Raw genomic sequence first — 14,113 nt, 5'->3', positions numbered from 1 at the left:
ACCATCGATCCGAAGAGAATGCCGCCCAATCGGTACCCGACCGTGTGGGCGGCATTCGTCGTTCACGGGGGTGTCCTACGGTGTCCGCGCTGTGTCGTCGCCGACCGAATTATGTGTCCTCACCAGCAGTTTCGGGATCAATTCGCGATCGGGTGTTGACTTTTCGGTGTGCTTAGGTGACGATTGGTGCAGCGCCAGAGCTGTGCCCTGATCACAGTTTTGCCTTCGCTCCAGGCTCCACGATCGGAGTCTCCCTTCGGGCAGAGCTTCCCGAAGTCTTGACGCTCTGCCGAATATCTGCCCCCAATTCGTCATCAGCTGTTGTGGCCCCGGCATCCGGATTCGGATACGGGGCCACGTTCGTACCCGGAGCGAAATCGCTCCACCGATACCCTGCGGCACGTCCCCGGAACCCCTCCGTGTCCATCGACAAGCGGGCAGAGCCTGCCGCAGCCGCCCGAACCGGTATTCGTCTCCCGCCGTTACCCAGGCGGTCGAGACGGCTGCCATGTTCGGGTTTCTCGCCCCGTCCCCGGCGTGCCCCTCCAGGCCGGGGACGGGGCGTCCGCATCTCCGCCCGACCCACCGACCCCCAAGCCCGCCCTGCGCAGAGCTCCCATCTCCCGCCGTCGCGGTCGCAGACGGTCGAGCCGCAGGGCGTCCACGCCCCGCCCCCGGTACTGCTACGCCGGGGGCGGGGCGCTCGACTTCTGAAAGGAGGTGACCCCGTGCTTGCTCTCGCCTTCACCCTGCTCGAACTCTTCTGCCATGTCGCGCCGCTGGTTCGGCCCCTTCTCGGCGTGTGAGTCCCGGACGCCGGGACGCGTCCCGGCCTCGAGCCGCGCAAACGAAATCACTGAACGGAGAACTCCGATGGATGGTCGATGATGTCTGCTGAAATCCCGATCGGGACGGACTGGTCCCGCGCCGGCGAAGCGGCGACTGGACCGGCTGTCCTCCAGGCCCTGCTGTCCGGCCGCGGCCGACCGCCGAGGGCTTTCGCCGCAGGTGGCGAAGTCGAGGAAGAACATGGTCCGCCCCCGAGCGACGGCGGCATTCTGTCCACGGCCGGTGTGGGCTCGCTGTTCCCCTTTCTCCAGTGGCACAGCTGGTACAACATCTACCGCGATACGCGAGACCAGGTGCTGGCAGCAGGTGGTGTGGACGCCGCCATGAGCGCACTCGCCGGCGCCGTCGCCGGACCGGTGGGCGCGGCGGGCGCCGCCGCCGCATCAGCGCTGACCGGCATGGCCGGAACAGTTGTGGAGCAATTCTCGACACATGCCGAGTCGCTGCGCCGAATCGCCCCGCTGCCGATGGCCGCACAGCCGAAGATGCGCACTCCTGAAGGGCGGCTTCGTACCGGACCCGATATAGACCGGTCCACCACCATCAATGTGGTCAAGTCCGAAGGCTATGGCGCGCTGCCACGGACGGACCCGTTGCAGAGCCGCGCTCTGACCTATCTGTCGCACCTGCGGTGACCACCGGACGCTCACCAGCGTCCGGCCCTGTCCGAACGAATCCCATTCCACGGATAATCCGTGATCCCGACTCCTGGAGAAGCCAGTGACCACCCCAGCCGTATCCTCTCAATCCCCCGGTCTCGCCGAGCAGGTCGACGCCGAAACCAAGGCGGTCGTCTCGCGCCTGGCGATGCTGAGAGCCGACCTCGATGTGCTGTTCAATCTCGCCCAGGGCGTGGCCATGAAGGTCGACGAGGCGCTGCCTCAGCCCGTGCCGACCGGCGGTTCCCTCGAAGCCGTCGTCTCGGTCGGGCAGGCAACGGAAGCGGTGGAATGACCACCCCCTACCCCGTGGCGGGGGAGTTCCCCGATTTCGAGCAGTTCCTGGTCGACCTGTTCACCCCGATCGCCACCACGGTCACCACCCTGCCCGCCACCTCACAGGCCCTGCAGTCGGCGTTGCCGCTGGTCTGGGTGCGCACATCCGGCGGAACGCTGGACATCAACGCCATCACCTACAAAGCGAAGATGAGCGTCGTCGCCATCGGCACCACCCGGGGCCAGGCGCAGCAGCTCGCCATCCAATTGCGTACGGCCGTGCTGAACGCACCTGCGAGCCGAGTCAACGGTGTGCTCGTCGACTACGCCGAGGAGATCGAGGCCGACGACCCGAAGTTCCATCCGCCGATCCTGCGGCGCAGCCGCGGTCTGACGGAGGTGCCCGACCTCGATCCGCTCAACCAGATGGTCGAGATTTCTTTCTCGATCGAAGCCCGCCGTCAGTAGACCAGCGAAATACCGTCCCCGGCGGGGGCTTTCAACGGCGCCGTCCGGCGCCGATCTTCGTAACCAATGCCCGCGTGCGCGTGGGCGCTCGAATGGAGACACATGCCTGCCACCAATCTCACCGCTCTGAAGTCGGCTCAGCGGTCGCTGCTGCTCAAGCCGCTCGACGCCGCGGTGTTCATCGCTCCCTGGTTCACTGCGGCCCCGGCGGACTTCACCGACTCCACCGGTGCGCTGCAGACCCTGCCGGCGGCTTACCGCCCGGTCGGTCTGATCGACAAGAAGACCGGCGTGGCCTTCGCCCGCGGCATCACCGCCGCGCCGATCGAGGCGTACGGCGAACTGCAGCCGGTGCGCAACGACATCACCAGCGACATCACCACCATCGAATTCCAGCCACAGCAGACCACCGCGTTGACCCTGGAACTGACCACCGGCGCGAATCTGGCGCAGGTCACCGCCGACGCCACTTCCGGCGAGGTGTTCTTCCCGCAGCCGGCGTCGGAACAGATCACCTACTACTCGGCGATCATCATCGGCAAGGACGGCAACGACGCCAACCCGATCTACGTGTTCAAGGTGCTGCCGAAGGTCGCCGTCAGCAAGTACGGCGGTGAGCAGTGGACCCCGACCGAGGTGCTCGCGGAGAAGCTGACCATGGTCGCGTTCAAGGACGACACCGCGGGCTACGCCATCGCGCACGGCTTCGGCGGCAGCGGTTGGAAGGCCCTGCTGGCCCAGACCGGCATCGCCTCGGCCTGACGCGCGGCGGTATTTCCCGCCCCTGATCACCCAGGCTTCGCCTGGGCGTGGGGCGTGTCGTGTGTCTCCGGCACGGCACGCCCCACAACCTTTCCTGCCCATTCCTCCGGAGAAGAAAGCGGGTCGAACCGTGTCCGCCATCCCCACCGAGTACCCCGTCACCATGACCGACGGGACCAACGACTACATCGTCTCCAACGCCACCGAGTACGTGAACGCCGTCTACAAGCTCGGCCACTCCCCGAAGGCCGACGAGTCCGCGCAGCGCCGCCGCGCGTCGAAGGCCGAGTAGCGCCGAAAACTGAGCCCCACAACAGAACCGGAGAACGACATGGCAACCACATCCGAGGTCGAGGCGGGTGGCCGATTCCACCAGCTCCAGCAGGAACTCGGTCCCCGCCGCCGCGCACCGTACCGTCTGACCGACGAGATCATCATCCCGCCGGTCACCCGAGGTCAGGTGCTGGCCCTGCGTCGCACGCACGACGACGACGAGCAGATGGCCATCGTGCTGGGCGACCAGCACGAGGCCGTCGAAGCTCTGTTCGCGGAGCGGCCGATGGACGAGTGGCACGCCTTCCAGCGAGATCTCTACGCTCATCTCTTCGGCCAGGGCGCCGCGGAGCTGCCGGGGGGATCGCAGGGCTCGTAGAGTTCTGGGAACGTTTCGGTGCCGCGCTCGACTACGACTTGCTCGAGCGCGGCATCGACGTCCGGGACTGCTTCGGGCCCGCCACCGTTCGTACCCGTGATTGGCGCACGATCTGGGCGTTCAAGGACCGGCTGCCACATGGATCGCAGTATCGGTCGGCACTGGCGACCGATCGTGAGCTCGCCGAGCAGATGGTCGCCGCCGAGGAGGCCGAGGCCGAACTCGACCTCTACGAAGAACCCGACCGACCCACCGGGCCTACGCCCGAGGGTTACACGATCGACAGCTACCTGCTGCTGTCGATCATCGACGCACTGCAGGGGGTACAGGTCGCCGTCATCGCGGCCGCGGGCGGCGATCCGCCGACCGTCACACCTATGCCTCGTCCCGTCACCGCCGTCGAACTGGTCCGCGACGAACGACGGGATCGATCGATGCAGCGCCTCATCGACGACTTCACCGCACCTACTCGGGAGAGCTGATGATCTTCACCGCGACGCTTCCGGCTCGAGCGGCCGGCGCCGCCGACATCGCCGTCCTGGCCGGCGCCTACGCCCCGGCCTTCTACAGCGGCGACACCGTCACCGATATCGAATTGGTTGCGCCGCATGGCTTCTCGCCGATGACAGGAGGGGCGAGCGATTATGTCGGCCTCACTGTCCGGCAGCTCCGCGACGGCGTACCTGTCCAGGTCTTCGCCGGCCTCGCCCTGGATCAGGCAGTCACGCTGACACCGGTTGTGCCGGTGTCGATTCCGCTGGTTTCGCAGCCGACGCTACGGAAAGGTGATGTTCTCGATGTGCTGATGCATCAGCACGGTAGCGGCCAGGCGATCCAAGCCGGACTCACAGTCTCGATCTTCGTCAGCTGAGGGCTGCCTCCACTGCTATCCGTCCCCGCAGGTGACATGGACGCGCAGGATGGCCGCAGCGCCGTTGTGCACCGAAGTGATCTCGCTGGGGGACAACCTCGACGCGTCGTACGCGTCGTCGATTCCCTGGTGGATCGAGACGCGGCAACCGTTCGCCGCCTTCCCATACGCTTCCCACGTGGCGCCATCGGGGCCATCGATGGACTCATCGCTACGCGCAACCTCCGGCGCAGGCCCGAGTTCCAGTCCCGGTGCGGTGACGATGCCGCGTACATCCGTCACCGGAGGTCCGATGAACAGGGCGTCGGCCCATGCGCCGACCTCGCTGGAATCGCTCACCTGGTCCACCACGGTGTATCCGTCGATGCGGATCTCTTCGAGATAGTGCTTCGCCGGGTTGCCGAACGCGCGCACGGTCGCGGCACACCCGATCACTGTCGCAAACAATATGAGTGCGGCAGTGGCCATCAGTGATCGCCGTGCGGTTACGCGCGGTGGGCACGCTCGCTTTTTCATTCTCAGCCCAGCCCGTCGGGGTATCGGAAATTTCTCTCACAATAGCCGGTCCGATCGGACGGTCAACAGTTGTCATCTCGTCAGAAGGGTGCGTTCAATGAGCGACTATTCGGCCACTTGGAGTAGTCCTCCTCCGAAGTTCGACTGGAAACCCGATGTTCACGGTAAGCCGGAAGATATGGATCCCAAGGTTGCCCGGTGGGTCCAGGATTCGGTCACTCACGGTGAGGCCGCAGGTGTGGATCCGCGCCTGGTGATGGCGATCGTGCTGAACGAAGGCGCGGATGCGAATCTGACGTGGGACGGCCGATACGGGGAACTGAAGGACTGGTTGCGGGAGTACACCACGCCGTTTCGTGAGTTGAAGGACGGCCACTCGAACTCTCTCGGGCTCACGAACATGAAGGAAGAGACCTTCGACAAACTGAAGGCCGAATATCCGTCGATCTTCTCAGGTCGAGAATGGACGGATCTCGCGGATGATCAGAGCTTGGCTATCCAGGCCGCGGCCTACAACCTCGCCTATATCAAGAAAAAATGGTCGGACAAAATGCCGGCCGACATGAAATCTCAATACAGCCTGAATCAGGTTCTGGCTGCCGGATATAACGCCGAGGGATTCTTCGGCGACTATATCGCCAATGGGAAGCTGGGGCACAAGGCGACGCTGTATTCCAAGATGTCGCGGAACTCGTTCGGCCGCGCCCAACGGCTCATGGAGCAGATGTACATCTGGAAGGACGCGGTCGACCCGGGCATGCCACCGTGGCCGGTCGAGCCGGGTATCGACGTGGTGGACATTCCACCGCCGGGCGGATATCCGGCACCGGACGGGCCGACGCACATCGCGGATCGATCGAGCATGCCTGTGCAACCGGCGATCCGCCGGATCGTCGATCTCGATTTCCTGCAGGGTGGATTCGAAATGCGCGCCGGTAGCCCGGCGCCGTGGGCTGCGCCGCTGAAACGGGCGGAGGGCGGTGACGTCCAGGGCCCCGGCTCGTCCATCGGCGACAAGATCCCGGCATGGCTCTCCGACGGCGAATTCGTCATGAACGCCCGCTCCACCGCCGTCAACCGTCCCTTTCTGCAGGCGCTCAATGCCGACCCCTTCTTCCTGCAGAAGATGATGGCTTCGCGCTCGGCGCCGAGCCGGACCGACGGTGCAGGTGCTGTAGCGGCGCCCTCCGCCGAACGGCCTGCCACGGTGAATATCTCGATGTCGAACGACGAAGACATCATCGGCAGATTGAAAGTACTTGCGATGCAATGGGAATTGTCCCACTAGGCATCGCGTCGAAATACTATTGGATCGAGGTGAATCTGTGGCGCCCAATGCCGCGATGATCACGGTGACCGGAGTCGATGGATCGGTGTGGACGATCGCCGGACAGGGCCGTGGCCGTGAAGGTGTCGAGCTGGCGACATCGCCGAGCGGTTTGTACGACGCTCCGGTGACAACGATCTGGAACCAGTCCGCGTTCCAGGTCGGTTCGTCGTTCGGCGGATACCGGACCAACAAACGCGATGTCGTATTCGCGGTCAATGTCTTCCAGGCCGCCGGACAGTCCTGGGAGTCAGTGGATTCCGCGTGGCGGAAAGCGTGGGCCTACGACAGGGACTCGACGCTGACGATCACGACGGATTACGGCACGCGGTCGCTCAAACTGCGGATGTCGGAGCAGCCGGACTTCAAGCCGGATAAGGATCCGCATCTGAAGTCGCAGAGCAAGGTCGTGATGACCTGTGTAGCGGGCAATCCGTGGTGGGTGGAGTCGGACGTGACGAGCACCTGGACCGCGACCGCCGACAGCACGCAGCCCGGTGTGACCAGGCACGGCACCGTCAGCATCGCCAATCCCACCGATCAGCCGATGTGGTTGAAGTGGGTGTGCTCGGCACCGGGCAAGTGGACGGTGCCGGACTTCTCGTGGGGCGCGGCCGAGGACGACGCGGCCCGCACCATCACCCTGCCCGCGACCACCGCGGGCCAGGACCTCACGGTCGACACCGACCCGATGGAGGAGATGATCGTCGCGGCCGACGGCTCGCAGATCTGGGCGCTGATGAACGGCGTCAGCTTCCTCTACCCGGTGCCTGCGTACACCCCGGCGACCGATGTGCCGGTCTCCGTCACCGGAGCGCCGGCGGGCGCGTCGGTGATGGTCGTGCAGCAGCGGAACTGGTCGCGGCCCTGGGGGCTGCAGTGACGACCGCCCAGGATCTGCCCGCGCTCTACGCCGTGGCGCAGCAGGCCAAGGACGCGCGCAAACAGCGGCGCCACGCTCGTCCGCTGGTGCGGTTGTGGGACGGCGACTGGAACCTGCGCGGTATCTGCGGTGCGGAGATCAGCGCCGACTTCCGCTGGGTGCTGAACCAGTCGGGCACCGGACTGCTGGAGCTTCCCTACGACTACTACTTGGCGAAGTGGGCCGTGGACATCAACGGCCGGGCCACACAGAACGTACATATCACCGTCGACAAGGACGGAGCCCGCTGGGACGGGCGACTGGAGAAGGCGGTCATCAAGACCGATGATCGCGGCATCACGACGGTGGAGCTGCTGTTCATGCACTCCTACCAGGAACTCAAGCACATCTACTGCTGGTCGAACCCCTTCCTGCCCGCCGCGGTGCAGTTCCCGCGCGAGTTCATGCTCGCCGGGCCGAGTGTCTGGGCTTTGAAGACGGCTCTGCATTTGAACTTGCTCCGGCTCGAGCATGCCCAGTGGCAGTTGCCCGACGATCCTGTCGACATCGGCGGTTGGGGAAATCTGGATCAGTCCAACTGGGCGGTGGTGGTCAAGCCGGGCGACTTCGCTTCCGATACCTCGCTGTGGACGATCTTCGGTTCCCGCTTCCGCAACTTCCACGAGGCGGCCGCGGGCACCTTGGAGACCGCGCAACTGGCGGTGGTCACGCGACGGTGGCTGCGGGGAGACCCGGAGCCCTGGCCGGGCGCCGACCTGCGCCACGGGTGTCTGGTCGTCGACATCGTCGACAAGTCCGGCTTCTGGACCGGCACCAGTACCGGCGGCGATATGTGGGACGGCCTGCAGCGCACGGTGCAGGTGCTCGACAACACGCTGCTCGACTACAGCCCGGACGTGCTGCCCGATCAGAACGCACCCGAGCTGTACAAGAACCCCGGGTGGATGGGCACGCTGCCCTCGAACCCCTGGGTGGTGTACCGGCAGAACGAGCGGACCGGGATCCAGACCTCGCAGTTCGTCGTGAACCCCTCGTCGGCTGTGCAGATCCTCACGGGCGGGCATTCGATGCCCGGCGTGAACGAGGCGATCTCCTCGGCGATCCAGTTCGTCGGCATGGTCACCGCGGGTGCGCTGGGTGAGGTGCCCTTCGTCGGCCCCTTCCTGGCCGGCGTCGCGAACGGCACGACCGCCGTGGTCAACACCATCGCCACGGCGTTGCTCTCGGACACCCTGCTCGCCTGGATGGAATTCAAATCTCCGCAGCGCGAGCTGAATTCAGGATGGTCGCACTACTACGAGCACTTCGAGAACAGTGCCGACCGCGCCTACACCCTCGGTTCGCTGCTGACCCTCGGAGAAGGCCTGTGGAAGACACGCAGGCACTTCACCCACAAATTCACCGTGGCCAACGGTGAGCCCTACCTGATCGGCGACCAGGGTCAGGGGCATTTCTTCCTCGGCGATCGAGTCGGCTCGACCGTCAAGGGCATGCCCGAGGGGTCGATCTACGTGGAGCAGGTCACCGAGCTGGAACTCGCCTGGTCGCGCACGGCCAGCCCGGCCTGGCAGATCACCGTCGGCTCCGACCGCGACCACGACATGCCCTTCGCCAAGTCCATGCGGGTGGTGGCCGACATCGTCGACGACATCCACGCCCTCGCCGTCCAGATGTGAAGCGGGAGAACCATGTCCATTCCCTTGTACGAAGAATGCAATCCCGACGATCCCTATGATGCTTTCGTATGGGCGCTCGTCGGGCTGCCCGGCCCACGGAACTCGCCGCTGCTCGTGCACCCCGACGTGCTGCGGCAGTGGTCGAAGCACCTGTGGGATCTCGGGTTCCGTCACCACTCCGATCAGCAGCTCCGGGAGTACATCCCGCCTGCTCGTGGCGTCACCCACTGGCTCAACGGTTCCGGGCAATGGGCCGAGAAGGGGGCGGTCCGACCCCCCGAGACCTCGGCGCCCGACGTGAGTCAGCTGACTCCCGACGAGCGCGCTCACCTGGTCGAGCAACTGCGTGAATCAGGTGAGCTGAAGCACCTGGTCGATGCCCGCGAACTGGACCGCAACCATGCCGAGGTCGGCAGTGCCGCGCCGGACGACGCGTCCTCCGGCGGTTCGCGATGACCAGCCCCGACGGGCGGATCCCCTCCGGCGCATACACCGGCGGCTCGATCCGCAACCTGCAGAAGGTGACCTGGGAGGCCGCGCAGGCCTCGATCATGTCCAATGTCATGCAGTCCTTCGCCGGCATCGACGCTGTCGGCAGCAACCTGAGTACCGTCACCAACCGCGCGCTCGACGCGGCAGCGTCGGCGCAGACCGACGCCACCGACGCGCAGGTGACCGCGACCGCGGCGCAGGGCACCTCGGTCTCCAACGCTTCGGCGATCGCCGATCTGCAAGCGGACAAGACGCAGAGCGAGGTCGGCGGGGCGGCGTTCACCGACAAATTCGAGACGTGGGACGCGGCGAAATGGAACGTCGGCAAGTGGAGCAGCGGCGGCCACACCGTGCCGGACGTAGCGGTCGTCGACCATCAGGCAGGCATCGCCAAGACCGATCACACCAGTACCGGCGGCGCCTTCGCGTTGTACAAGACGCCCCTGATGACGGATTCGCAGTCGGTGTCCCTCGTCCTGGGCCGTCCCAACCAGGCAGGCAGTTTCACCGGCAGCGGCATCCTGCTCCGTGCTGCCGACGATCTGTCGACCTTCGTCATAGCGCAGGTCGGAGCCTCCAGGATTTCGCTGCAACGTGGAACGCTGGTCGATGGACAGCTGACCATCACCGTGTGGGCCGAGCGCACGAATCTGACCCTGAGTTCCGGTGACACCGTGACGGTCAGCGCATCCGGCTCCTCCTACGAGGTACTGGTCAACGGTGTGAGCAGGTTCGGATATCAGGACACGGCGGTCACCTCCCCGGTCGGAGCGGGCAACCGCCGGGTCGGATTCTTCAGCGCCTGCAATGTTTCCAGCACGTGGTCCGGTACCACGCTTTCCTTCGGCTTCGACCTGGAATCGTTCGTCGCGGCCGACACCACCTCGCCGCCCCTGGTGGGGACCGGGTGGTCGCTGTACCGGCAGAGCGCTACCACGGTCGCGCACAGTGCGGGCAACGCGCGCTACGGCGCGGTCTTCGACACCATCCGCAGCGCGAACAAGGTCAATGTGCGGGATCTTTCCACCGGACAGATCCAGATCACCAAGCCGGGCTGGTACGTGATGAACGTCGGCGTGCAGTGGTCGCAGGCGTGCGGCACCGGATACAGCTATCGCGTCGCGTTGTGGAGCGCGCCCAGTCCCGACGGCCTCTGGAAACTCGTGCGCAACAGCGGCGAGGTCGAAGGTTCCGCGGTCTATCGCACCTCGGGATCGTTCGTCGTCTTCGCCGGCGCGGGCAGCGTCTGGGCGCCCGGTTACTACATCGCAGGTGCCAACAACATGTACGGCGACCCGTCCGGCACCAACGTCTACTTCGACGGCACGCTCTGCTCCTATTCCTGACCGGATGCGACCAGAGAACCGAGATCGACTCCGACACTGAGGAACCCGATGAGCACAAGTAACGATCCGGGCTACTTGGGCTACCAGCCCACCCTCGAGCCCCTGAAACTGACCACCGGCGCCAGCTTCGTCCAAACCATCCAGCCCTCCGGCGGCGCTGTGTTCCCGACGGGGACACAAATTTCCATCGTGCTGACGGCGCCCGGTGGCGCCGCCCTCGGCGCGTGGCCGGCCACGGTCGACGCGAACATCGCCACGTGGACCGTTCCCGCCGCGACCTGCGACGAGATTCCGGCGAACTCCCGCTACACGATGCTGGTCACCTACCCGACCTCGCCGGTGACGACCTACGCCTGGTACGCGGGCTCGGTCATCCGTACCCAGTGACGAAATCCCCACCCAACGAACACTTTCAAGGAGTACCCCATGGCTATCGCCGTCACGTCCACCAAGAACGCGCTGTGCACCGCCTACGCCAACATCGCCACCCCGGTCTACGTCTCGGTCCACACCGCGGACCCGGGCACCACCGGCACGAATGAGGCAACCGGCGGCTCGCCCGCTTACAAGCGGGTCGCCACGACTTGGACGGCCCCGGCCAACGGCCAGGTCACCGGCAGCCAGGTCACCATCGACCTGCCCGCGGGCTCCTACACCCACGCAGGCCTGTGGACCGCCCTCACCGGCGGCACCTTCATCGACAAGGTCGCCATCCCCGCCACCACCCTCGGCGGCCAGGGCACCCTGCTCATCACGCCCACCTTCACCATCAGCTGACCCGCGCCGGACCGGCGACAACTCTTCCCACGGTGCCGCGCTCGACCGACCGTCGAGCGCGGCACTTTCCATATCCGATTGCTTTGGAGGAACCCGCTGTGGCCGATATCCCCAGAACGGCGAGGCTACCCGCTCCGCCGTCGGTTGCCCCAGCTGTCCCGGCACCGCCGCTCGGCACGGTCACTCTGCCCGCGCCGCCGATGTCCTTCATTCCCGGCCACAATGTTCCGATCGTCGTTCCCTTCATCCGGGCGGATCTCACCGCCGGCGGGACCTTGCTGGCCGTGTCACTCGCTTCGGCATCCGCGCCGGGTGCGAGCGGCGGCTCGGGGCAGTTGTCGGCCGATGTCCGGCCACACCTGTCGAGCACCGCCGCTCTCGAAGCGGCCGGCTCGGCGTTGGCTCGAGTCGAAGCAGGCGCGGCCGCGGTGCTCGTCGTCTCGGCCGATTTCGACAGTGCCGGCACCACGCAGGCGACGGACGCCCATACCCGTGGCATGGGCGAGCTGTCGGCAACCGTCGTCACCCGAGCAGGCGCCACAGCATCGTTCCACGGATCGTCGTCGGCCCTCGGTGTGATCTATGCACCGCCCGTCCCGATGACAGCCGCGATGACCGGTGTCGGTGACCTGACAGCTCTCGCAGAACCGGGGTTCAGCCCGTCCAGCATGGACAAGACCGGGACACAGAGCGGCCCCAGCACTACGAACGCATGGATTCAGGTGGTCAATTGGACTGCGGACGCCGGAGGCTATCCCGGTTCGACAGTGGACACCCATGCCTTGATAAGCCAGGGCGGCAACGAAACCGCCACCGTCTCGAGCAGTATCAGCTGGGCCTCGGGTACCTGGAGCACCAGTTCGATTTCCGTACGGATCAAGCTCAACGGCACCGTCATCGCCACCGGTACGACGGCCAATCCTGCCATCGCCGCCGCGACGGTCGCCATTGCTCAGGGCGATCGGGTCACGGTCGAGGTCAAGGACGGCAACGCGTTCGCCCAAAGCTCGCGGGCCACCATCAACGCCGCAGGCACCTACGTGCGTATCACCTGACCCGCCGAACCCGGGTTGCATCCGGCCCATCACCGCACATGACACCGGCGGACCCGACGTGCCCGGGACGCCGGTGTCCGCGCTGGGCAATCGACGACTCGATGAAAGGCAACTAACCATGGCTTGGACCGGTGACCCTGTATGGCTCGCGGACGTCCTGCGCGAGGAAGGTCTGCGCGTAGTGGAATTCCCCGCCTGGCGGGACCGAGGGCACGGCGATTTCGGACAGATCTGGGGCGTCATCGCCCACCACACCGGTGGGTCGAACACACCACCGTCCGAAATCGCCCACGGATTACCTACTTTGGCCGGCCCGCTCTCACAACTCCATCTCGCCAAGGACGGCACCGTCACCGTGGTCGCGGCCGGCATCGCCTGGCACGCAGGCCGCGGCCGGTGGCCGGGCCTGCCCGAGGACGACGCGAACCGCCACACGATTGGCATCGAGGCCGCCAACAACGGCACCGAGGGCTGGCCGCCCGCGCAATACGACGCCTATGTGCGCTGCTGCGCCGCCATCCTGCGCAAGCTCGGCCACGGCGCCGAGCGCGTGATCGGCCACAAGGAGTGGGCCGGATCCAAGCAGGGCAAGTGGGACCCCGGCGGCATCGATATGGACCGATTCCGCGCCGACGTCGCGGACCGACTGAAAGGTGTTGCAATCATGTCGCTTTCCGACAGCGAGCAACGCGAACTGCTCGACAAACTGCGTCGCGTGCACTTCGAGCTGACCCAGGGATTTCAGTCCCGAGTCGCCGATTCCGACTACCGGGACACCCTGGTGGGCTATGTGCTCAACTCCGATGCCGCCGACTTCCGCAACGAACAGCGGTTGCGCGCGCTAGAACTCAAACTCGATCGCCTGCTGGATATCAACGAAGGACGGATCTGATGTCGGTCTTTCGACTTCCCGAGCCGGCGCTGGTGCGCTCGGTGCTCGTCGCGATCACCGGCGTGATCGCCTTCGTCGCAGGCCACCGGATCGACATCGCGTGGATCGATGCGGCCATGACCCTCTACGGCCTGCTGACCCCCGTGATCGCGGGCATGGTCATCCGGCCCGCCGTCACGCCGGTCCTCCGGCAGGACGGCGGCCGATGAATGTCGCACAGCTGGATGAATCCCGAACTGGTGCAGGCATTCGGCGCCGCCGTCGCCACGGTGATCGGCGCGGTCACCGCCTGGCAGGCGCGTGAAGTCGCCAAACTCCGGGCCCGCGTCGAAACGCTCGAAGCGCAAGCGGCAGACGACAAGCTACGTTTCCGCGACGCCCTGCGCCTGATCCGCGCCCTGCAACAACACATCGACGAACTGCGGGCGTTTCTGCGCCTGCACGTGCCCGGCCAGGAGCCGCCCGCGGCCCGCTACGAGATCCCCTCCTCGCTGAGGGAAGAACTCTAGGCCCAGGCGAGCGTCCGCTGCACGCGGTCATCGACCGGAGCAGCCCGACGACCGCCTGCCTTGAACTCAATCGTCATCCAAATGCCGCGCTCGACCGATCGGT

At 65.9% G+C, this 14,113-nt stretch carries 20 protein-coding genes; 19 read left to right on the top strand and 1 reads right to left on the bottom strand.

Going from position 1 to position 14,113, the window contains the following annotated elements; all coding sequences use genetic code 11:
* Nucleotides 1-887 precede the first annotated feature (887 nt).
* From NS3_RS01435 to NS3_RS01405, 8 genes are all read left to right on the top strand, one after another.
* Nucleotides 888-1,484 (top strand): hypothetical protein, encoded by a 597-nt coding sequence (locus tag NS3_RS01435; RefSeq protein ID WP_157101103.1) that lies wholly within the window; start codon nt 888-890, stop codon nt 1,482-1,484.
* 85 nt (nt 1,485-1,569) lie between these two features.
* The gene (locus tag NS3_RS01430) at nt 1,570-1,803 is read left to right on the top strand and encodes a hypothetical protein (protein ID WP_067852453.1); all 234 of its coding nucleotides are present in this window, start codon (nt 1,570-1,572) and stop codon (nt 1,801-1,803) included.
* On the top strand, nt 1,800-2,252 hold the full coding sequence (locus NS3_RS01425) for a hypothetical protein (protein WP_067852451.1): 453 nt from the start codon (nt 1,800-1,802) through the stop codon (nt 2,250-2,252). The genes NS3_RS01430 and NS3_RS01425 overlap by 4 nt, the downstream gene beginning before the upstream one ends.
* Before the next feature lie 102 nt (nt 2,253-2,354).
* Nucleotides 2,355-3,014: a phage tail tube protein gene (locus NS3_RS01420; RefSeq protein ID WP_067852449.1), complete on the top strand. Its 660-nt coding sequence runs from the start codon at nt 2,355-2,357 to the stop codon at nt 3,012-3,014.
* A 130-nt stretch (nt 3,015-3,144) separates the two neighbouring features.
* The gene (locus NS3_RS28790; RefSeq protein WP_157101102.1) at nt 3,145-3,306 is read left to right on the top strand and encodes a hypothetical protein; all 162 of its coding nucleotides are present in this window, start codon (nt 3,145-3,147) and stop codon (nt 3,304-3,306) included.
* Between the two features lie 39 nt (nt 3,307-3,345).
* The gene (locus tag NS3_RS01415; RefSeq protein ID WP_067852447.1) at nt 3,346-3,666 is read left to right on the top strand and encodes a hypothetical protein; all 321 of its coding nucleotides are present in this window, start codon (nt 3,346-3,348) and stop codon (nt 3,664-3,666) included.
* A 38-nt stretch (nt 3,667-3,704) separates the two neighbouring features.
* Nucleotides 3,705-4,148 carry a hypothetical protein gene (locus NS3_RS01410; RefSeq protein WP_067852445.1) on the top strand — a complete coding sequence of 148 codons (444 nt, stop codon included), beginning with the start codon at nt 3,705-3,707 and terminating at the stop codon, nt 4,146-4,148.
* Complete coding sequence (locus NS3_RS01405) at nt 4,148-4,537, top strand: hypothetical protein (RefSeq protein ID WP_067852443.1); 390 nt, start codon at nt 4,148-4,150, stop codon at nt 4,535-4,537. Before NS3_RS01410 ends, NS3_RS01405 begins: the two co-directional genes overlap by 1 nt.
* A 15-nt stretch (nt 4,538-4,552) precedes the next feature.
* Here the strand turns inward: NS3_RS01405 and NS3_RS01400 are convergent, their stop codons facing one another.
* Entirely contained in the window at nt 4,553-5,005 is a 453-nt protein-coding gene (locus tag NS3_RS01400; protein WP_157101101.1) for a hypothetical protein, read from the bottom strand.
* A 145-nt stretch (nt 5,006-5,150) separates the two neighbouring features.
* On the opposite strand from NS3_RS01400, the gene NS3_RS01395 reads away from it, so the two are divergent.
* The 11 genes from NS3_RS01395 to NS3_RS01345 all read left to right on the top strand — a co-directional run bounded on the left by NS3_RS01395 (nt 5,151) and on the right by NS3_RS01345 (nt 14,010).
* Complete coding sequence (locus NS3_RS01395) at nt 5,151-6,341, top strand: hypothetical protein (RefSeq protein ID WP_157101100.1); 1,191 nt, start codon at nt 5,151-5,153, stop codon at nt 6,339-6,341.
* 37 nt (nt 6,342-6,378) lie between these two features.
* Entirely contained in the window at nt 6,379-7,263 is an 885-nt protein-coding gene (locus NS3_RS01390) for a hypothetical protein (protein WP_067852437.1), read from the top strand.
* Nucleotides 7,260-8,939, top strand: coding sequence for a Gp37-like protein (locus NS3_RS01385; RefSeq protein WP_067852435.1), 1,680 nt, complete (start codon nt 7,260-7,262; stop codon nt 8,937-8,939). Before NS3_RS01390 ends, NS3_RS01385 begins: the two co-directional genes overlap by 4 nt.
* 12 nt (nt 8,940-8,951) lie before the next feature.
* Nucleotides 8,952-9,395, top strand: coding sequence for a phage gene 29 protein family protein (locus tag NS3_RS01380; RefSeq protein ID WP_067852434.1), 444 nt, complete (start codon nt 8,952-8,954; stop codon nt 9,393-9,395).
* Nucleotides 9,392-10,777, top strand: a complete 1,386-nt coding sequence (locus NS3_RS01375) for a DUF7257 domain-containing protein (protein ID WP_067852432.1) — start codon at nt 9,392-9,394, stop codon at nt 10,775-10,777. The genes NS3_RS01380 and NS3_RS01375 overlap by 4 nt, the downstream gene beginning before the upstream one ends.
* A gap of 48 nt (nt 10,778-10,825) precedes the next feature.
* Nucleotides 10,826-11,164, top strand: coding sequence for an LtfC-like domain-containing protein (locus tag NS3_RS01370; protein ID WP_067852430.1), 339 nt, complete (start codon nt 10,826-10,828; stop codon nt 11,162-11,164).
* 39 nt (nt 11,165-11,203) lie between these two features.
* Complete coding sequence (locus NS3_RS01365; protein ID WP_067852428.1) at nt 11,204-11,554, top strand: phage tail fiber protein; 351 nt, start codon at nt 11,204-11,206, stop codon at nt 11,552-11,554.
* A gap of 200 nt (nt 11,555-11,754) precedes the next feature.
* Entirely contained in the window at nt 11,755-12,609 is an 855-nt protein-coding gene (locus NS3_RS01360) for a hypothetical protein (RefSeq protein WP_067852427.1), read from the top strand.
* A gap of 58 nt (nt 12,610-12,667) precedes the next feature.
* The gene (locus NS3_RS01355; protein WP_373865265.1) at nt 12,668-13,501 is read left to right on the top strand and encodes an N-acetylmuramoyl-L-alanine amidase; all 834 of its coding nucleotides are present in this window, start codon (nt 12,668-12,670) and stop codon (nt 13,499-13,501) included.
* Nucleotides 13,501-13,710 carry a hypothetical protein gene (locus NS3_RS01350; RefSeq protein ID WP_067852422.1) on the top strand — a complete coding sequence of 70 codons (210 nt, stop codon included), beginning with the start codon at nt 13,501-13,503 and terminating at the stop codon, nt 13,708-13,710. Before NS3_RS01355 ends, NS3_RS01350 begins: the two co-directional genes overlap by 1 nt.
* Entirely contained in the window at nt 13,711-14,010 is a 300-nt protein-coding gene (locus tag NS3_RS01345) for a hypothetical protein (protein ID WP_067852420.1), read from the top strand.
* The last annotated feature ends 103 nt before the right edge of the window (nt 14,011-14,113 follow it).

The sequence above is a fragment of the Nocardia shimofusensis NBRC 100134 genome, from assembly GCF_001613125.1.
GTDB classification, from domain to species: Bacteria; Actinomycetota; Actinomycetes; order Mycobacteriales; family Mycobacteriaceae; genus Nocardia; species Nocardia shimofusensis.
This window is presented reverse-complemented; position numbering and strand designations above follow the sequence as displayed.

Bases quoted from the DNA above. Each gene is read 5' to 3' on its own strand.
- NS3_RS01345 (WP_067852420.1), top strand. From the start codon at position 13,711: ATGTCGCACAGCTGGATGAATCCCGAACTGGTGCAGGCATTCGGCGCC.
- NS3_RS01405 (WP_067852443.1), top strand. From the start codon at position 4,148: ATGATCTTCACCGCGACGCTTCCGGCTCGAGCGGCCGGCGCCGCCGAC.
- NS3_RS01380 (WP_067852434.1), top strand. From the start codon at position 8,952: ATGTCCATTCCCTTGTACGAAGAATGCAATCCCGACGATCCCTATGAT.
- NS3_RS01395 (WP_157101100.1), top strand. From the start codon at position 5,151: ATGAGCGACTATTCGGCCACTTGGAGTAGTCCTCCTCCGAAGTTCGAC.
- NS3_RS01415 (WP_067852447.1), top strand. From the start codon at position 3,346: ATGGCAACCACATCCGAGGTCGAGGCGGGTGGCCGATTCCACCAGCTC.
- NS3_RS01400 (WP_157101101.1), bottom strand. From the start codon at position 5,005: ATGGCCACTGCCGCACTCATATTGTTTGCGACAGTGATCGGGTGTGCC.
- NS3_RS01350 (WP_067852422.1), top strand. From the start codon at position 13,501: ATGTCGGTCTTTCGACTTCCCGAGCCGGCGCTGGTGCGCTCGGTGCTC.
- NS3_RS01435 (WP_157101103.1), top strand. From the start codon at position 888: ATGTCTGCTGAAATCCCGATCGGGACGGACTGGTCCCGCGCCGGCGAA.
- NS3_RS01370 (WP_067852430.1), top strand. From the start codon at position 10,826: ATGAGCACAAGTAACGATCCGGGCTACTTGGGCTACCAGCCCACCCTC.
- NS3_RS01425 (WP_067852451.1), top strand. From the start codon at position 1,800: ATGACCACCCCCTACCCCGTGGCGGGGGAGTTCCCCGATTTCGAGCAG.
- NS3_RS01360 (WP_067852427.1), top strand. From the start codon at position 11,755: ATGTCCTTCATTCCCGGCCACAATGTTCCGATCGTCGTTCCCTTCATC.
- NS3_RS01420 (WP_067852449.1), top strand. From the start codon at position 2,355: ATGCCTGCCACCAATCTCACCGCTCTGAAGTCGGCTCAGCGGTCGCTG.
- NS3_RS01365 (WP_067852428.1), top strand. From the start codon at position 11,204: ATGGCTATCGCCGTCACGTCCACCAAGAACGCGCTGTGCACCGCCTAC.
- NS3_RS01375 (WP_067852432.1), top strand. From the start codon at position 9,392: ATGACCAGCCCCGACGGGCGGATCCCCTCCGGCGCATACACCGGCGGC.